Annotated in this window: 18 protein-coding genes; 9 read left to right on the top strand and 9 right to left on the bottom strand. The window is 58.7% G+C overall.

Going from position 1 to position 14,782, the window contains the following annotated elements; translation table 11 throughout:
• Nucleotides 1-9: 9 nt before the first annotated feature.
• A complete protein-coding gene (locus EOI86_RS09905) occupies nt 10-1,218 on the top strand; it encodes an MFS transporter (protein WP_127764892.1) in 1,209 nt (402 codons plus the stop codon).
• 34 nt (nt 1,219-1,252) lie between these two features.
• Complete coding sequence (locus EOI86_RS09900; RefSeq protein ID WP_127764891.1) at nt 1,253-1,561, top strand: hypothetical protein; 309 nt, start codon at nt 1,253-1,255, stop codon at nt 1,559-1,561.
• Between the two features lie 21 nt (nt 1,562-1,582).
• Here EOI86_RS09900 and hisI read toward each other — a convergent pair whose 3' ends face one another.
• Together hisI and EOI86_RS09890 are read right to left on the bottom strand one after the other, a co-directional pair.
• Complete coding sequence (gene hisI, locus EOI86_RS09895) at nt 1,583-1,984, bottom strand: phosphoribosyl-AMP cyclohydrolase (RefSeq protein WP_127764890.1); 402 nt, start codon at nt 1,982-1,984, stop codon at nt 1,583-1,585.
• 28 nt (nt 1,985-2,012) lie between these two features.
• Nucleotides 2,013-2,942 (bottom strand): GNAT family N-acetyltransferase, encoded by a 930-nt coding sequence (locus EOI86_RS09890; protein WP_127764889.1) that lies wholly within the window; start codon nt 2,940-2,942, stop codon nt 2,013-2,015.
• A gap of 36 nt (nt 2,943-2,978) precedes the next feature.
• Between EOI86_RS09890 and EOI86_RS09885 the strand changes: the two genes are divergently transcribed.
• A complete protein-coding gene (locus EOI86_RS09885; RefSeq protein ID WP_127764888.1) occupies nt 2,979-3,284 on the top strand; it encodes a hypothetical protein in 306 nt (101 codons plus the stop codon).
• A gap of 45 nt (nt 3,285-3,329) precedes the next feature.
• On the opposite strand, the gene EOI86_RS09880 is transcribed toward EOI86_RS09885, so the two are convergent.
• Both EOI86_RS09880 and EOI86_RS09875 read right to left on the bottom strand, forming a co-directional pair.
• A complete protein-coding gene (locus EOI86_RS09880) occupies nt 3,330-3,881 on the bottom strand; it encodes a CoA-binding protein (protein WP_127764887.1) in 552 nt (183 codons plus the stop codon).
• Between the two features lie 4 nt (nt 3,882-3,885).
• Complete coding sequence (locus EOI86_RS09875; RefSeq protein ID WP_127764886.1) at nt 3,886-4,689, bottom strand: enoyl-CoA hydratase; 804 nt, start codon at nt 4,687-4,689, stop codon at nt 3,886-3,888.
• Between the two features lie 74 nt (nt 4,690-4,763).
• Between EOI86_RS09875 and EOI86_RS09870 the strand changes: the two genes are divergently transcribed.
• Nucleotides 4,764-5,216, top strand: a complete 453-nt coding sequence (locus EOI86_RS09870) for a PaaI family thioesterase (RefSeq protein ID WP_127764885.1) — start codon at nt 4,764-4,766, stop codon at nt 5,214-5,216.
• Nucleotides 5,217-5,490: 274 nt separating this feature from the next.
• Nucleotides 5,491-5,736 carry a hypothetical protein gene (locus tag EOI86_RS09865; protein WP_127764884.1) on the top strand — a complete coding sequence of 82 codons (246 nt, stop codon included), beginning with the start codon at nt 5,491-5,493 and terminating at the stop codon, nt 5,734-5,736.
• Nucleotides 5,737-5,823: 87 nt separating this feature from the next.
• On the opposite strand, the gene EOI86_RS09860 is transcribed toward EOI86_RS09865, so the two are convergent.
• Nucleotides 5,824-6,999, bottom strand: a complete 1,176-nt coding sequence (locus EOI86_RS09860; RefSeq protein WP_127764883.1) for an MFS transporter — start codon at nt 6,997-6,999, stop codon at nt 5,824-5,826.
• Entirely contained in the window at nt 6,996-7,520 is a 525-nt protein-coding gene (locus tag EOI86_RS09855; RefSeq protein ID WP_127764882.1) for a TetR/AcrR family transcriptional regulator, read from the bottom strand. The genes EOI86_RS09860 and EOI86_RS09855 overlap by 4 nt, the downstream gene beginning before the upstream one ends.
• 336 nt (nt 7,521-7,856) lie before the next feature.
• Here EOI86_RS09855 and EOI86_RS24605 point away from each other — a divergent pair, with 336 nt between their 5' ends.
• Both EOI86_RS24605 and EOI86_RS09845 read left to right on the top strand, forming a co-directional pair.
• Complete coding sequence (locus tag EOI86_RS24605; protein ID WP_127764881.1) at nt 7,857-8,525, top strand: hypothetical protein; 669 nt, start codon at nt 7,857-7,859, stop codon at nt 8,523-8,525.
• 284 nt (nt 8,526-8,809) lie between these two features.
• On the top strand, nt 8,810-9,628 hold the full coding sequence (locus tag EOI86_RS09845) for a phytanoyl-CoA dioxygenase family protein (RefSeq protein ID WP_127764880.1): 819 nt from the start codon (nt 8,810-8,812) through the stop codon (nt 9,626-9,628).
• A gap of 26 nt (nt 9,629-9,654) precedes the next feature.
• On the opposite strand, the gene EOI86_RS09840 is transcribed toward EOI86_RS09845, so the two are convergent.
• The gene (locus EOI86_RS09840) at nt 9,655-10,377 is read right to left on the bottom strand and encodes a class I SAM-dependent methyltransferase (RefSeq protein WP_127764879.1); all 723 of its coding nucleotides are present in this window, start codon (nt 10,375-10,377) and stop codon (nt 9,655-9,657) included.
• A gap of 168 nt (nt 10,378-10,545) precedes the next feature.
• A complete protein-coding gene (locus EOI86_RS09835) occupies nt 10,546-11,382 on the bottom strand; it encodes a TauD/TfdA dioxygenase family protein (protein WP_127764878.1) in 837 nt (278 codons plus the stop codon).
• A 313-nt stretch (nt 11,383-11,695) separates the two neighbouring features.
• On the opposite strand from EOI86_RS09835, the gene rplM reads away from it, so the two are divergent.
• Nucleotides 11,696-12,160 carry a 50S ribosomal protein L13 gene (rplM, locus tag EOI86_RS09830; RefSeq protein WP_127764877.1) on the top strand — a complete coding sequence of 155 codons (465 nt, stop codon included), beginning with the start codon at nt 11,696-11,698 and terminating at the stop codon, nt 12,158-12,160.
• A 2-nt stretch (nt 12,161-12,162) separates the two neighbouring features.
• On the top strand, nt 12,163-12,678 hold the full coding sequence (rpsI, locus tag EOI86_RS09825; protein ID WP_127764876.1) for a 30S ribosomal protein S9: 516 nt from the start codon (nt 12,163-12,165) through the stop codon (nt 12,676-12,678).
• Between the two features lie 231 nt (nt 12,679-12,909).
• On the opposite strand, the gene EOI86_RS09820 is transcribed toward rpsI, so the two are convergent.
• A complete protein-coding gene (locus EOI86_RS09820) occupies nt 12,910-14,586 on the bottom strand; it encodes a hypothetical protein (RefSeq protein WP_127764875.1) in 1,677 nt (558 codons plus the stop codon).
• Between the last annotated feature and the right edge of the window lie 196 nt (nt 14,587-14,782).

The raw sequence follows: 14,782 nt of genomic DNA, 5'->3' as shown, positions 1-14,782 counted from the left end.
GAGAGCGCCATGTCTGCGTCCAGCGCCAGATTGTCCCTGATCTTCTCCTGCATCGGGCATTTCTATTTCCATTATTTCGCGGCGATGTACTTCACCATCGTCATCGCGATGGCGGCGGATTGGGACCGTCCTTTTCATGACCTGATCGAACTGTGGCTGCCGGCCTCCATCCTGATCGGCGCGGCCTCGCTGCCGGCGGGGCGCTTGGCGGATATCTGGAGCGCGCCGGGCATGATGGTGATCATGTTTCTGGGCATGGGGGCGGCGACGGCCGCCTGCGCTTTTGCAGAGCAGGATTTGGTCCTGACCGGTTTCCTGGCGATGATCGGCCTGTTCGGCGCGATCTATCATCCGGTCGGCATTTCCTGGCTGATCCGCAATTCGGATGGGTCTACGGGTAAGAAACTGGCGGTGAACGGCATTTTCGGCGGGCTCGGCGCGGCGGCGGCGGGCGGCATTACCGGGTTGATTCTGGAGTTCTTCTCCTGGCGGGAAGCTTTCCTGCTGCCGGGCATCCTCTGCGCCGGCACTGGCGCGGTGATGCTGTGGTGTGTGGCGACGGGACGGATCAGCGAAGGCGAAAAGTCGGCGCGGAAAAACAACCCTGCCATGGGCAACGGCAACTTGAAGGCCTTTTGTCTGCTGCTGTTCCCGATGTTCGCCATCGGCTTGCTCTACAGCACCATGCAGGCGGCCATGCCGAAATTGTTCGAGGAAGGCTTGATCGGTCTGGTCGGCGGCAATCTGGCCCTGGTCGGCGCCATGGTTGCGGCCGTCTATGTGGCCGGTGCGGCGATGCAGGTGGTCGGCGGCCATATGGCCGATCATCATTCTAAGAAGATGGTCTATGTGATCTGCTGGATGGGACAGATACCCTTGCTGACGATCGTTGCGCTGACGGGCGACGTCATGCTGCTGACCGCGGCGACCTTCATGGTGGTTCTAAACAACAGCGCGCTGCCATCGGAAAACATGCTGCTGTCCCAATACACGCCTGAACGGCACCAGGGCTTGGCCTTCGGCATCAAGTTCATCCTGGCCTTCGGTGCGGCGCCCCTGGGCGTGAAATTGATTTCCTGGGTGCGGGAGGCGACCGGCAGCTTCGAATGGCTGATCCTGGGGCTGGCGGCGATGTCCGTTCTCGCGGTTGTTGTTGTCCTGTTCCTGCCGTCCGACCGGCCGGCCAAGTTCGAGGGCGAAACGGTGCCGGCGGAGTAGGGACAATTCGGGCGAAGGGTGCTATTCTTCCGCCATGGCCGAAAAGAGACCACCGAACGCGTTCGAACGACTTTCCATGCGGGGCTATCACCACCAATTGCACATCTATTGGATCGGTGTGCTCGTGTTGGTCTTTGCGCTCGATACCTACCTCTATTTCGAGGTGTTCGATTGGGACGCGGCGTGCCGCGCCTATGTCTCGGATCAATCCTGGGCGACCGAGTTTGCCATTCACAGCGGATGCAACGCGGTGGTGCCCTTCGTCGCGAACCTTCTGATCGCCGGGATATTGACCCTGGTGGCCCAGTCCCTGGGCCGCCATTTCAAGGTCATTGAGTCCTGAACACCGATTCTGACGCGCGTTTCAGAGTTTTTGCGCGTTGAACCAAAGGGTGTCTTCGTCCTCGACACTGCGGAAAAAGCAGCTGCGATAGCCCACATGGCAGCAGCCGCCGTCGCCTTGCGGGCGGACCTTCAGGACCACGGCGTCCTGGTCGCAATCGATCAGAATATCGGCGACTTCCTGTGTCTGACCGCTGGTCTCGCCTTTCAGCCAAAGCGACTTGCGGCTGCGGCTGTAGTAATGAGCGAGGCGGGTTTCCACCGTCTTTTGCAGCGCTTCCGCATTTGCATAGGCCAGCATCAGGATTTCGCCCGTATCGGCATGCTGGGCTACGACGGGGATCAATCCGTTCTCATCGAATTTCGGGGCAAGGAGGTTGCCTTCCTCGATATCCTTCTTCTGCAATGTCGTCTGATCGCGCATGGTCGCCTCCCGGTATTCGGTGGGGTGCTTATAAGTAGACACCGGCGCAGTGAAAAGCCTCGCCGCCCAATCCCTGTTTGAAATGGGCGATTCCCGGCATTTTCTCCGCATCGATCCCGCCCAAGTCCAACCCGCGCACGCCTTCGACCTTCAGGCGTTTGACGCCTTCCCACAGCAGCAGGTTATGCGCGTTGGCCGTGCGGCCTTCTTCCCCGGTCCAGCCGACCTGATAGGTCGCGTCCAACCCATGCCGGATGAACAGCACGCCGGCCATCGCAACACCGTCAGCCCCCAAGCAGTGCAGCGTGAGCATCTTGCTGCGCGGCAGGACACCGAGCAAAGCCGCGGATGGCCCCTTATAGCGGCGGTTGCGGCGCTGATCTTCGTAAGCCGCCAGCAGCCAAGCGGGATCGCCGCCTTCCTCGACGGTCAGTCCCGCTTTTTCCGCCTGGACAAGTTGGTTCCGCCATTTCTGGTTCAGTCCGGCGCGAAGGGCCTCTTCGGGTTTGGTTAAGTTGAGCCAGGCACTTTCATAGCCATCCATTATCCTGTGGAGGGACCGGGACGATGCAGCCTCGTCCCAGGTGGGTGAGGGCGCGATCTCCGGCATCACCGTGGACCAGTGCAGTTTAGAGACCGGGAAGACGCGCTTCACCTTTTTGATGGCAATGGCATGAATTTCTGGCGGCGTGGATTGGAAGAAGAGGGGGCCGCGCAGGATTCGGGTGAAGGTGAGGATACCGAAGATACGCTCATGAAACCCCTGAACGATACCCAGTTCCAGCGTGCCTGCCCGGATTACGGCTCGGAAAGGCGTCTGGCCTTCGGTTCTCGCCATCGCCTCCCCGAAGTCCCAGTCCTGGAACAGGTTGGACCGTGGCACCCGTTCCAGGTGGCGCGTCCAGACGGACTCGGTTATCTCATCGAATTGAAGGGTAAGGTCGCGCCGCCCGGTCATCGCGGCGCACACCCGGCACGGGGATGAAAGGCAGACATGGCGCAATCCGGCAAATCCCGAAAGGGCCGCAAGAAGACCAAGGCCGCCGCGTCGGCCTCTGCCGCCTTGAAGGGCGCGGCGACGACGCCGGAACGCGAGGTAAACGTCGCCGGCATGGCCGAACGCGCCCAGGCGCGACAATCCACGCCCATGGCCTGGCTGAACAAACCGATGCTGGGGACGCGTATAACCTGGCGGGCCGTGCTGCTCTTCCTGCTCGCCTGCGTCATATTGGACGGTATCCTCTGGGGCGTCTTTGAACTGGGCCTGGGACGCTGCTACGGCGTGCTTTGTCTGCTTTAGAGGGGCCTGCTCTAGTGGGACCCGCTCTAACGGGGCCTTCGCACCCTACAAGCCGCGTTTCTTGGCGCTGATCACTCGGCTGTTGATGCCGTTCCAACTCAATTCCCCGGAAAGCCGCGCATATTCGATTTTCGGGCAGCGGTTCATGATCACCCGCATTCCGGCCTGCTCGGCGCGTTGGGCCGCGTCATGGTTGATGACGCCCAGTTGCAGCCAGAAGACGGAAGCGCCGGTGGCGATTGCCTCGTCCACCAACGCGCCCGCCGCCTCGCTATTGCGGAAGACATCGACCATATCGATCTTTTCAGGGATATCGGCCAGTTTCGCATAGACCGTTTCCCCCAGGATCTTGTTGCCCGCCTGGCCCGGATTGACGGGAATGACCCGGTAGCCCTTCTGCTGAAGATATTTCATGGCGAAGTAGCTGGGCCGGTTCCAATTGGCGCTGGCGCCCACCATCGCGATCACCTTGCAGCCACGCATGATGTCCCGGACGAAGGCATCGGAATAGAAATCCGCTTCATGGTCCCGGTCGGTCGGCAGGATCGGCTTGGCTCCGGATTTGAGCTGGGCGAGGAGATCGGCAGCGAGACTCATAAGATTAACTGTCCTTCCAGACGGGTTTGCGTTTTTCGATAAAAGCGGCGATGCCTTCTTCCGCATCGTCGAATGCCATATTGTCCGTCATGACTTCAGCGCAATAGGCATAGGCGTCCGACAGGGTCATATCGATCTGGTGGTGGAAGGCTTCCTTGCCGGTCTTAAGGACAAGGCCGGACTTGGTCGCGATCTTGTCCGCCAGCGCTGCGGTTTCCCGTTCCAGATCTTCTTCCGGCACCGCCTTGTTGATCAGTCCGAACTCGACCGCCTTGTCGGCCTGGATCATATCGCCGGTCAGCAGCATTTCCATCGCCTGCTTGCGCTGCACGGCACGGGACAAGGCCACCATCGGCGTCGAGCAGAACAAGCCGATATTGACGCCCGGCGTGCCGAACCGCGCGGTATCGGCGGCGACGGCCAAATCGCAGGTCGCAACCATCTGGCACCCGGCGGCGGTCGCGATGCCATGCACCTTCGCGATCACCGGCTGGCGCAGCTGGGTTACGGTCATCATCATCTTCGAACAGGTCTCGAAGGTCTTGGCGCGAAAGGCGCGGTCGGGATTGGCCTTCATTTCCTTCAGGTCATGCCCGGCGCAGAAGCCTTTTCCGGACCCTTCGATCACGACCACCTTGATGCCGTGATCCAGATCGATCTCTCGCAGGCACTCGGTCAGCGCGTCCATCAACCCCAGGGAAAAGGCGTTATAGGCAGACGGCCGGTTGAGGGTCAGGCGTGAAACGCCGTCCCGGTCCTCGCGGAGGACCATGGGCTCGGCCTCGACAGAAGCGGCAACTGCGGTCATCTTTCTCACCCTCGCTATCGGCGCGCTTCGGCACGCTTCCCAGTTGATATCCTGTTTGGGAGAATATCCAATCCATGCCCGCACCCCAAGCCCCGTTCGACCCGAACCAGACCCCGAAACTGACTATTGCCGAACTGGACGAACTGGTCGGCGAACTGGCCCCCTTCGTTGCCCTGTACGGCTTCAAGGTGGATGAGATCGGTTTTGGCTGGGCCCGGGTGCGTTTGCCATATGATTACAATTTTGTACGGCCGGGCGGGACGATTTCCGGCCCTGCCATGATGGCGCTGGCGGATTACGGCATGTATGTCGGGTTGATGGGCGCGATCGGGCCCGTCGCCCTGGCGGTGACCACGAATCTCAACATCAATTTCCTGCACAAACCGGCGGAGAAGGACCTGCTTTGCGACGCAAGGCTGATCAAACTCGGCAAGCGTTTGGCGGTCGGGGACATGTCGATCCATCCTGAAGGGGACGATCGCATGTGCGCCCATGTGACGGCGACTTATTCCATTCCGCCGCAGTAAGGGGCCAGATAGGCCCGGTTCCGGGTCTGTTTGCCTTCCGATTTGAGCGATTTGCCCTGTTCTGCGGTCCCGGGGCCTGTGGTTCCGTCTTCTATCGTCCGATATTTCACGCAAGAAACGACCGTCTCCATCGGACGCCTGATTCCAATCTGGGGCAGGGATGCAGCCTTCTTCAAAATTGGTCAAAAAATAACATTGTTATTCTTCTCCGAATACCGTATAACACTGTTATTCACTAAGTCGACATTTCACGACTGACCCGGAGAATTGCACTATGCGAAAATTCACTACTGCCCTGGGGCTTGCTGCGGTATTGGCCGCCGGCGCGGCTTCCGTAGTGACCATGACGCCGTTTACCCCCGCGGCGGATCAAGATGTTCATATGATCGGCTGTTCCGACACCGACACACCGAAGGGCGCGCTGTCCTTCGCCGAATCCGGCGGAGTGGAAAGCGGATACCTTCAGAAGCGGCATTGCCCGCGCACGAAAGGTCAAAAAGGATCGATCGCTTCGGTTTGACCCATGGCCGGGCGTCGTTGACCGCGCGGTTGACCGGATCGACGACGTTTAGCGTTTAATTTGGTTTCTCTCTCCCTGCTTTCCTGTTCAATACTGGGCGCCTTGCCGTATGGCTTGGCGCCTTTTCTTTTCCAAATTATCCCCCAGTAAAAGAGTACCTTTCGGAAATGCCCCGGCGAACAGGGCGACAACGGCGAAAAAAATCACCGCAAAATCGACGCCCGGACCCGCCATCAACAATCCGAAAATCGGTGCGCCGACGGTCTGCCCAACGGCGATGGTCAAGAAGCCGACCATGAGCCCTGTTGCAGGCCGGTCGGATACGGCATGGGTGCCCCAAATGAGGTAAACACCCGTCAGCATCACGTAGGCCGCGCCGAAAACGGCACCGCCAACCAGCGTGGGGACGGGACCAAGGCCCATACCGACGGACAGGATGCTGGCCGCCATCAGACCTAAAAACGCCCCATGAACGTGGTCGAGACCGAACTTTCCGACGAGCGTTCCTGCCAAGGCTCCAACAAGTCCGCCGGCGCCGATGCAGGTCCAAAGAAGGCCAGTTCCGGTCGTTCCCCAGTCCAGCTGGTTCGCGACGATTTGGCCGCCGAAGGACCAGAGCGCCGTGCTCGAGGCCCCCATCAGGAAGGATGCGGAGATCAGTCTTAGAACCGGCCCTGTCATCGGGGGCAGACCACCGGCGCGGCCGTTGCCCGACGCGGCAGGAAGCGAGATCGCGGCGGCGATGGCCAACACCAGAACCACGGCTGCGAAAGCGCCAAAGGCCAATCTCCATTGCCCCGTGATGACCAACGCGATGGGCCCCGACAGCGCGACACCCGCGCTCACACCGGCATTGATGACCGTGTTCGTCAGGTCCTGCCGTCCTTTGCTGACGGCTGCCGCGACCGCGGCGGCCATGGGCGGCGAGGCTAGGCCTGTGCTCGATCCGGCGACCAAAACGGCAATGGCTAGGATCAGTGGCGACGTCGCAAGCGCGATGCCCGCCATGCCGATTGACGCAACGAGGGCCGCCCCAACCGCGACGGCGCGCGCGCCGAACCGTTCGGTCAAGATGGCCGATGCGACAATGGCGACGCAGTAGCCGGCGAATGAGCCACCCGAGATCATCCCGCTGAGGGACGTGCCAATGCCCAGTTCGTTGTCGATCTGCGGCAGGAACAGGCCGAAGGCGAAGCGGGCAAAACCGTAACAGACCGCAATGAGCGCGAAGCCCGTCGCGCCGATGCGAAGGGCCGGGCTCATGGGCGCGCCCTTTCCAGCAAGGTGAACGCCGCTGCCCTTGCCGCTGAGACGGTTTGCGCTCCGCGATAGACAGCCGCGTGGGTCGCGCCCTCGAAGAGGACCAGCACCTGCTCTGCGAGCGCGAGGTCTTCGCGTCCCAGGTCCATTGCGACGACCTCGCGGATCCGTTGTTGAAGTGCCTCCTTGTGCAGTGAAACCGCTTCGGCAATCTCCGGCGTGTCGCCCCCGGTTTCAGCGCGCGTGCGAAGGAACAGGCAGCCACGACATCCCTCCACCCGGACCCAGTCCTCGAGCGCGGCAAACAGGGCGTCGACGCTCCGCACCTCGATCCGGGCCATGAAGCGCCGGTCCCGCTCGGTCAGGACGCGGGCCATAAGCTCGGTCTTGCTGCCGACGTGCTTGTAGAGCGTGCGGCTCGAGACCCCCGCAGCCTCCGTCAGCCGGTCCATGCCGGTGGCCATGTAGCCGTGCCGGTCGAAGAGCCGCTCGGCGACGGCGGTAAGTTTGCTAGTCATATCCATGGGAACCTGCTCCTGCATCCATGGGCATAATGTAAAACGATCGTTTTACATTGCAAGGTGCAAGAGCCGAGGGGGGCTATGTCCACATGACTTTCAGGCGCTGGTCTGATCCGGCGCCAGCGTTGTACAGGACCGGTGCTTGGGGGACTGGGAGGCGCCAAGGGGCCTGGGAAATGACCCGGCGCGAATTGGGTTCATTTTTCCCAATACCCGCGCGTTGCACAGCGGTTGACAAAACTTATACAAAAAATGAGGCGGTATTCTTGTAATATGAAAATTGGTAAAATAACGTTGTTATTGGGGCGGGTGAAAACACAAACTCGGAGGTTTTCATTCATGCGAAGGCATTTGATGTCTATTGCGGCGGCGATTGCCATGATCGCAGGCGCAGGCGCAGGGCCGGCCGCGGCGACCGTATTGGGGTTCACTCCAACCGCCGACGGCGATGTCCAACTCTTCGGCGGTACCAGTATCGACACGACGGATACAGTCCTGTCCTTCACGCAATCGGGGGGCTTGGAGCGCCGCATTTTCCTGGAATTCGATCTCTCCGCCATTCCAGACGCAGCGGTGATCAACAGCGTCAATCTGACGATGACTCTGACCTCACCGATTATCGGGCCTTTTCTGCCGGCGGTTTACGACGTCTTCGCCTATAACGGTGACGGCACGATAGACGCCGCCGATTTCACCGCATCAAAGACCCAAGTTGTCGATTCCACGATCGACGATCCGGAGAATGCCGGCCTGCTGATTTCGCGCGACTTCAGCAGCACCTTGCCGGTACTGTCGGCTCTGGCGGGAGATTTGCTGACCCTGAGTGTCGAAACAGACAGTTTCGCCAGCGGCAACTTCGTCAGTATCGACAGCGGCAATACTTCGGTTTTCCCGGCCCTGACCGTCGATTTCACGGTCTCCACCGTGCCGGTCCCGGCGGCGCTGCCGCTGGCCGCCACGGCGCTTGCGGCGCTCGGTTTCATTGGCAGGCGTCGAAGAAGATCATAAGATTCCTGTCGAAGGTTTTTTAGAGTTTATCCGGAACGGTCCTCCAAACTGTCCTCCCGGGTGATGGGCGTCCGGCCGAAAGGCCGGGCGCCTTTTTCTTTCGGCGCGCTTTTTCTTTCCAGGCGGCACGGGCGCCGGCAAGGATGCCGTCAGGGATAACGACGAAACCGTCATCTGACCGATTGACCGGATCGGGCGTGGGGGTACCATGACCCAAGCCGGATCGGCATGCGCCGACGGATCGGTTTTTTGGGATGGCTTAGGATTACGGGGGATTACTGGGTATGGCTGCTGTGCAAAACGTCGATCGGGAACTCTCGCAACGCTTTAAGGAAGACGGTGTCGTTGTCGTTCGGAACGCCTTCTCGCCGGAATGGATCAAGGTCCTGACCAAGGGGCTGGAGCGGAACATCGCCGAGCCTGGCAAATACCGCCGCGAATACACGCCGGAAGGGGCATCGGGCCATTTCTTCGGCGATTACTGCAATTGGTCGCGGATCCCGGAATATGAAGATTTCGCCCGTAACTCCCCGGCCGCCGATATCGCAATGGCCCTGATGGGATCCAAGAAGGTGAACCTGTTCCACGAACATGTGGTGGTGAAGGAACCGGGCACGGCGGAACGCACGCCCTGGCATCACGATCAGCCCTATTACTGCGTCAATGGCGATGACAATGTCAGCCTGTGGGTTCCCTTGGATCCCGTGCCGAAGGAACGCGGCGTGGAATTCATCAAGGGATCGCACAAATGGAATCGCTGGTTCACCCCGACTCGGTTCACCGGGGTCGATTATGATCGGGAGGACGAAGGCTTCGAACCGATTCCTGATTTCGAGGCCGAGAGGGACAAACATGAAATACTGTCCTTCGGCCTTGAGGTCGGCGATTGTGTCGCTTTCCATTTCCGGACCGTCCATGGTGCCCCCGGCAACAGTGCGTCCGATACCCGCCGTCGCGCCGTATCGTTCCGGTGGACGGGCGACGACGCGCGCTTCGTTGTCCGAAAGGGGACGATGTCGCCGCCATTTGTTGAGTTTCCGGAATGCACGCTAGCGCCGGGGGACGTCATGGACAGCGACCTTTTCCCGGTCATGCGGGGGTAGAAGGACGGGTTACCTCGGCTGACGGATCAGGGCTTGGTGGCGAGGCAAAAGGCGGACAGACCGCAGAGCCTGTTGATTGGGAACAGCGTTTTCCGTTCCACATCGTGAATGCGGATCAAACCGCTATTGGTAAAACCCGAGGCGGCTTTCAGGTGGCTCTTTGCCTCGACCTGGCCGGCAGCCACACGCAGCCGGTCAAATAAGCGCAACAGGGCGGCGACCGGGAATAGCAGGCCGAAAAAGTATCGTTGCTGACTGACCTGCAGGCCCGCCGCGGCAGCCACGTCGCTGATCTGTTGAAGTGTGTAGCGGCGTTTGTGTTCAAGGAAGACGTCGTGGCCGGACCACAGGAATTGGAAGGCCGGAACCGTAATCAGAACACGGCTTCCACTGGTCATCTTGTCCACGTATTCGCGCAACATCCCAACATCGTCGTCCACATGCTCCAGCACATCCATCATCAGCACCAGGCGCTGCGGAACGGAATCCACCGTGTGAACGAAGCTAATTTCCGATCCGCCATAGGATTCGGTGTGTTCGCGGGGGTAATACGGGTCGACACAGACCCCGCCGGATGAGAGACCGCAATCGATCAGTTGGCGGGTAAACACGCCGGAACCCGCGCCGACGTCCAATGTCTGACCGACAGGTTGGTCGCCGATCATCGCGCGAACGGCCAAACCCTTGGAAACGTAGTACCAGTGGGTCTTGATGCTGGCGCCGAGAATGTCTTCTTCTTTGATATCCATTTCGGTGCTCGCCCTTTACCCGTTAGCCCGCTTGATCTGCGTGACTTAAGATCCTGATGCGACTATCGCAGGTTTAAAGGAAACATTACAAGACAACGGCCTTGGAATGCTCATATGAGGCGGATTTGGCCGGATCGTTAAGACAGGCACGGCTGCCGAACGAAGGTATCATTTGGGGCGATCGCCCTCAATCGTGATACGCCACATATGCCGCCGGTGGCCGTGATAGTCGTTCATAGCGTTATGGAGCGTGCAGCGGTTGTCCCAAACGGTCAGGGTGCCCGACTGCCAGGCGACACGGCACTGGAATTCCGGTTTTATCTGGTGCTGGAACAAATAGCTTAGCAGTGGCGCGCTTTCCTCCTCGGTCATACCCTCGAAACGGACACTGTGGCCGATATGGGCATATAGGGAAGGGCGGCCCGTGACGGGGTGGGTCCGGACCAGGGGATGGACCGCTTCGTAAACCGGCTTGGCGTCTTCCGCCGCCCCGATCCGTCCGATCTGTTCCACACGCGTCGCTGCCGCGGCCGCTTTGTCCGACCGGTTCACCACCTTGAGGCCGCGCAGCCAGTCCTGCAACGCGGGGGAGAGCGTCTCAAACGCCAGATACATATTGGCGAACAAAGTATCGCCCCCGACCGGCGGAACTTCTTGCGCATATAGCAGGGACCCCATCGGCGGTGTTTCCAGATAACTCGTATCCGTATGCCAAAGCCCGCCGAAATTGATCTTCTCGTCGGCTTCCTTGATCACTTCGGTGATTTCCAGATGGCCTGCCAGACTTTTTAGGAACGGATAGGTGCCGATGCGGCCGAAACGGTGGGCCAGATCGACCATGGAATCCGCGGTCATGGATTGATCCCGGAACACCAGGACTTGGTGGGTCATGAAAGCGTCATGGACATCTTTCCATTCGGCGTTCGAAAGGGGCTTGGACAGGTCGAAATTCCGAATTTCTGCGCCGATTGCGGGAGTTAGCTGCTGAATTTCCATTTTGCCCATGTTTTCAGACCCTCCCAAGTGCGGTAAAATAATACCGCAACTGTAACTTACTGTTTTTATGCGCCTTTTTTTCGTAAAAACGCTTGACCTCAAACCGGTGCCGCCGTACAAACCGCGCGCTCTCAACAAAGACGCAAGTATGAGCCGAACCGGCCGCTCCGCCCGAATGGGTAAGGGTGGTCAGCCTAGCAGGTATTCGGGGCCGCTTGGAATTGACTTGAGAACAGAATTCGGCCGAACCGGCTGCCTGACGATGTCAGGGCCGGACGGCTTTAACTTTTGACCCAAAGCGGATCGATAAGGCGAGTTAGATATGAAGACCTATTCGATGAAGCCGGCGGAAGTCGACAAGAAGTGGTTCGTTGTCGATGCCAACGGTATGGTGCTGGGACGCATGGCCGCTGAGATCGCGAAGATCCTGCGTGGCAAGCACAAGCCCGGTTATACGCCGCATGTCGATTGCGGCGACAATGTGATCGTTATCAATGCGGAGAAGGTGAAGCTGACCGGCAACAAGCTGGCCGACAAGCGCTTCTACTGGCACACCGGTTTCCCGGGCGGCATCAAGAGCCGTTCCGCCGGTGAAATCCTTTCCGGCAAGAATCCGGAACGGGTTGTTCAGAAGGCGGTGGAACGGATGGTTCCGCGCGGACCGCTCGGCCGTCAGCAGATGAGCAACCTGCGCGTCTACGCCGGTGGGGAACACCCCCATGAGGCGCAGCAGCCCGCGGTGCTCGATCTCGCTTCCCGCAACAGCAAGAATGTCCGGAGCTTCTAGTCATGGCTGATGAAAACCAGACGGTGAATGATCTGTCCCAACTCGGTGAAGCCCTTCAGGGCGCCGGCGGGGCGGACGTGGTTGCCGCGGCGGCTGAGACCAGCGCCCCGGCGGAACCGCAGATCGACGCGCAGGGCCGCGCCTATGCAACCGGCAAGCGGAAGAACGCGATTGCTCGCGTTTGGATCAAGCCGGGTTCGGGCCGCATGACGGTCAACGGCAAGGAAGTGGCCGCGTATTTCGGTCGCCCCGTGCTGCAGATGATGGTGCGTCAGCCCTTTGAACGGGCCGAGCGTTCCGATCAGTACGACGTAATGGCGACGGTTACCGGTGGCGGCCTCAGCGGCCAGGCCGGTGCGGTGCGCCACGGCATTTCCAAGGCCTTGGTCAACTTCGAACCGACCTTGCGTCCGACCCTGAAATCGGGCGGGTTCCTGACCCGTGACAGCCGTGTCGTCGAACGTAAGAAATACGGCCGCGCGAAAGCCCGCCGCAGCTTCCAGTTCTCGAAGCGTTAATCGCCACAATAATTTCGGCGGAAAAATCAAAGCGGCGTTCTCAGGATTTGGGAACGCCGCTTTTCTTATGCTGGTCCACAGGCGAACTCACTGCGCAAACAGGAACGTATTTCGTTTCTGATACGCCAACTGTCGCTGGCTTGTTTTACCCATAGACAAATTAGACCACTTCCTTTGGAGTTCGCTTCGAGTTGTACCGATATCAGAAGAAAAATGTGGCTGCGGCCTAAATTATTCGTCGGTTTCTATTAGCGCATTTTCCGCATCTTGCAGTTTTTTCAATTCCTCAAGCCTTTTTCTCTCGGCCTCTAGTAGTTTTGTTTCTCGGTCGACTGCATTGATAGCCGCATCGTCCTTAGCGTCGAGAACGTCTTCTGCTGTGTCAACGGCACCCAGCGCGCGAGCACTCTTTTCTTGATATTCGAAAGAGTGCAGCAGGCCATCTTCAGTAAACGAAACCACGTATTTGTTCTCCTGGAAGATACCGTTCTCGATCTCCAGCGCCGCGAGAACGCCGAACTGATGGAAGAGAACGGACTCCGGGTTTGCTGCCGGCACATATGCCGGCGTCGCGCCTTGCAATACGTCGGACGCGTTTCCCAACCTTGAAATCAATAGCTTGGCGGGCCTGGGAACGCGGTAGTAGATGCCATTGAAGGTTGGAGCCTTATTGACATCACCAATATTGGAATCGGGAATCGGCTCAACGGTGACCTGTAACATAGTCATAGCCGATACCAATGAAGTTCCGGTCGATAGAAAACGGTTCGAATTAAACCACTTCTGGAGTATGTCGGTCGTTGGTTTGACGTCGAATGACAAAGCCGTCCTCTGAGGGAGGAAGCGTCGGTTGATTTTGGCGGTTAAATTGGCGGCGATAAGTTTGGCGAGTTTTGCTGTTTCTGCCGATAGCCTTTTTTGAGCTTCCTCGAGCCGGGCTTTTGCGACTTTCACGGCGTCCGCGTTGGGCGCTGTACCGTCGCTTGGTTTGAGCGCGGCCTGATAGGCGGCATTGGCCTTTGCGACTTCGGTCTTCGCGGTTTTGACTTGGTCCTTCAGTGCCGCCTCTCCAGCCAGCGCTGTCATCGTTGCCGGATTGCAGTAATCCAAGTCGGCAATGGCGTTATCCAGTGACTGGCGGAGATCGTCGAGCTCGCCCTGCAGTATAATGAAAATTCCTTGCTCACCGAGTCCGGCGTTGAGGGCTTGGATTGCGCCGCTGTCTCGAATGTTGGCGATTCCTTGTGCAGCCTGACCGCCCGGAACGGCCATAGTCGCGGTTTGAGAGGCGATACGAAATGCCAATCCACTAATCCCTGCGATCACGTCACGTGTTTTGTCTTTCGCTTCATAGGCTACCGAACGAAGCAAACCGTTTTCGACAACAACCTTCGCTTCCGACACTTCCTTTAGCCATGTTGTCAGTTCCCGCGTCTCGATGACAAAGGTTCCAGCGAGATAATCGGGTACAGAATGTTGGGACGCTTCGATGCCTGACACTGTGACAACCAATGTCTGTTGCAGAAGGGTTTCGATTTGTTTGGCGATTGATGTAATTTCTTCGCTATTGCGTCGAATGGACTCCCGAACTTCGTCATATGTCCCGTCTCTATCGACGGTTGAGACTTTTTGTCCGAGTACGCTGAACGTATTTGCCAAGGATTCTATTCGAGTGCGGATCGCTGTCTCTTGCGCAGTCGAAATATTTGGGCAGGAGTTCAGTCGATAAAGCGCTTCAACCGCTATTTCCCGGGCCGGAAGATGATACACGATGCCATGGGGTATGTTTCCTACCTCTAGCTCGTTGCCTCCCGTGGTTTTTGCCGTGTCTATGGGGGTCGAAACCACGCCACTTGTGCATCCAGCCAACAAAGCGATTGTCGTCAAAAGTGTAGCTCGCGCAGCCATAGGAAATCTCCCCCCCAACTAATTCCAAATGTAGAGAACGCTGAACTAGGTACAACCTTAAATCAAATTTGCTAATCAATCAATTTAAGGTGGATTTATAAAATTTCGGATGCCAGCATTGTGAACCAAGATTGGGCGGAGGGGAGTTCGGCGGCAGGTCACGTTATACTCGTTAAGTCATCAAGACTATTTAACG

Source organism: Hwanghaeella grinnelliae (genome assembly GCF_004005845.1).
Taxonomy (GTDB): domain Bacteria; phylum Pseudomonadota; class Alphaproteobacteria; order UBA8366; family Aestuariispiraceae; genus Hwanghaeella; species Hwanghaeella grinnelliae.
This window is presented reverse-complemented; position numbering and strand designations above follow the sequence as displayed.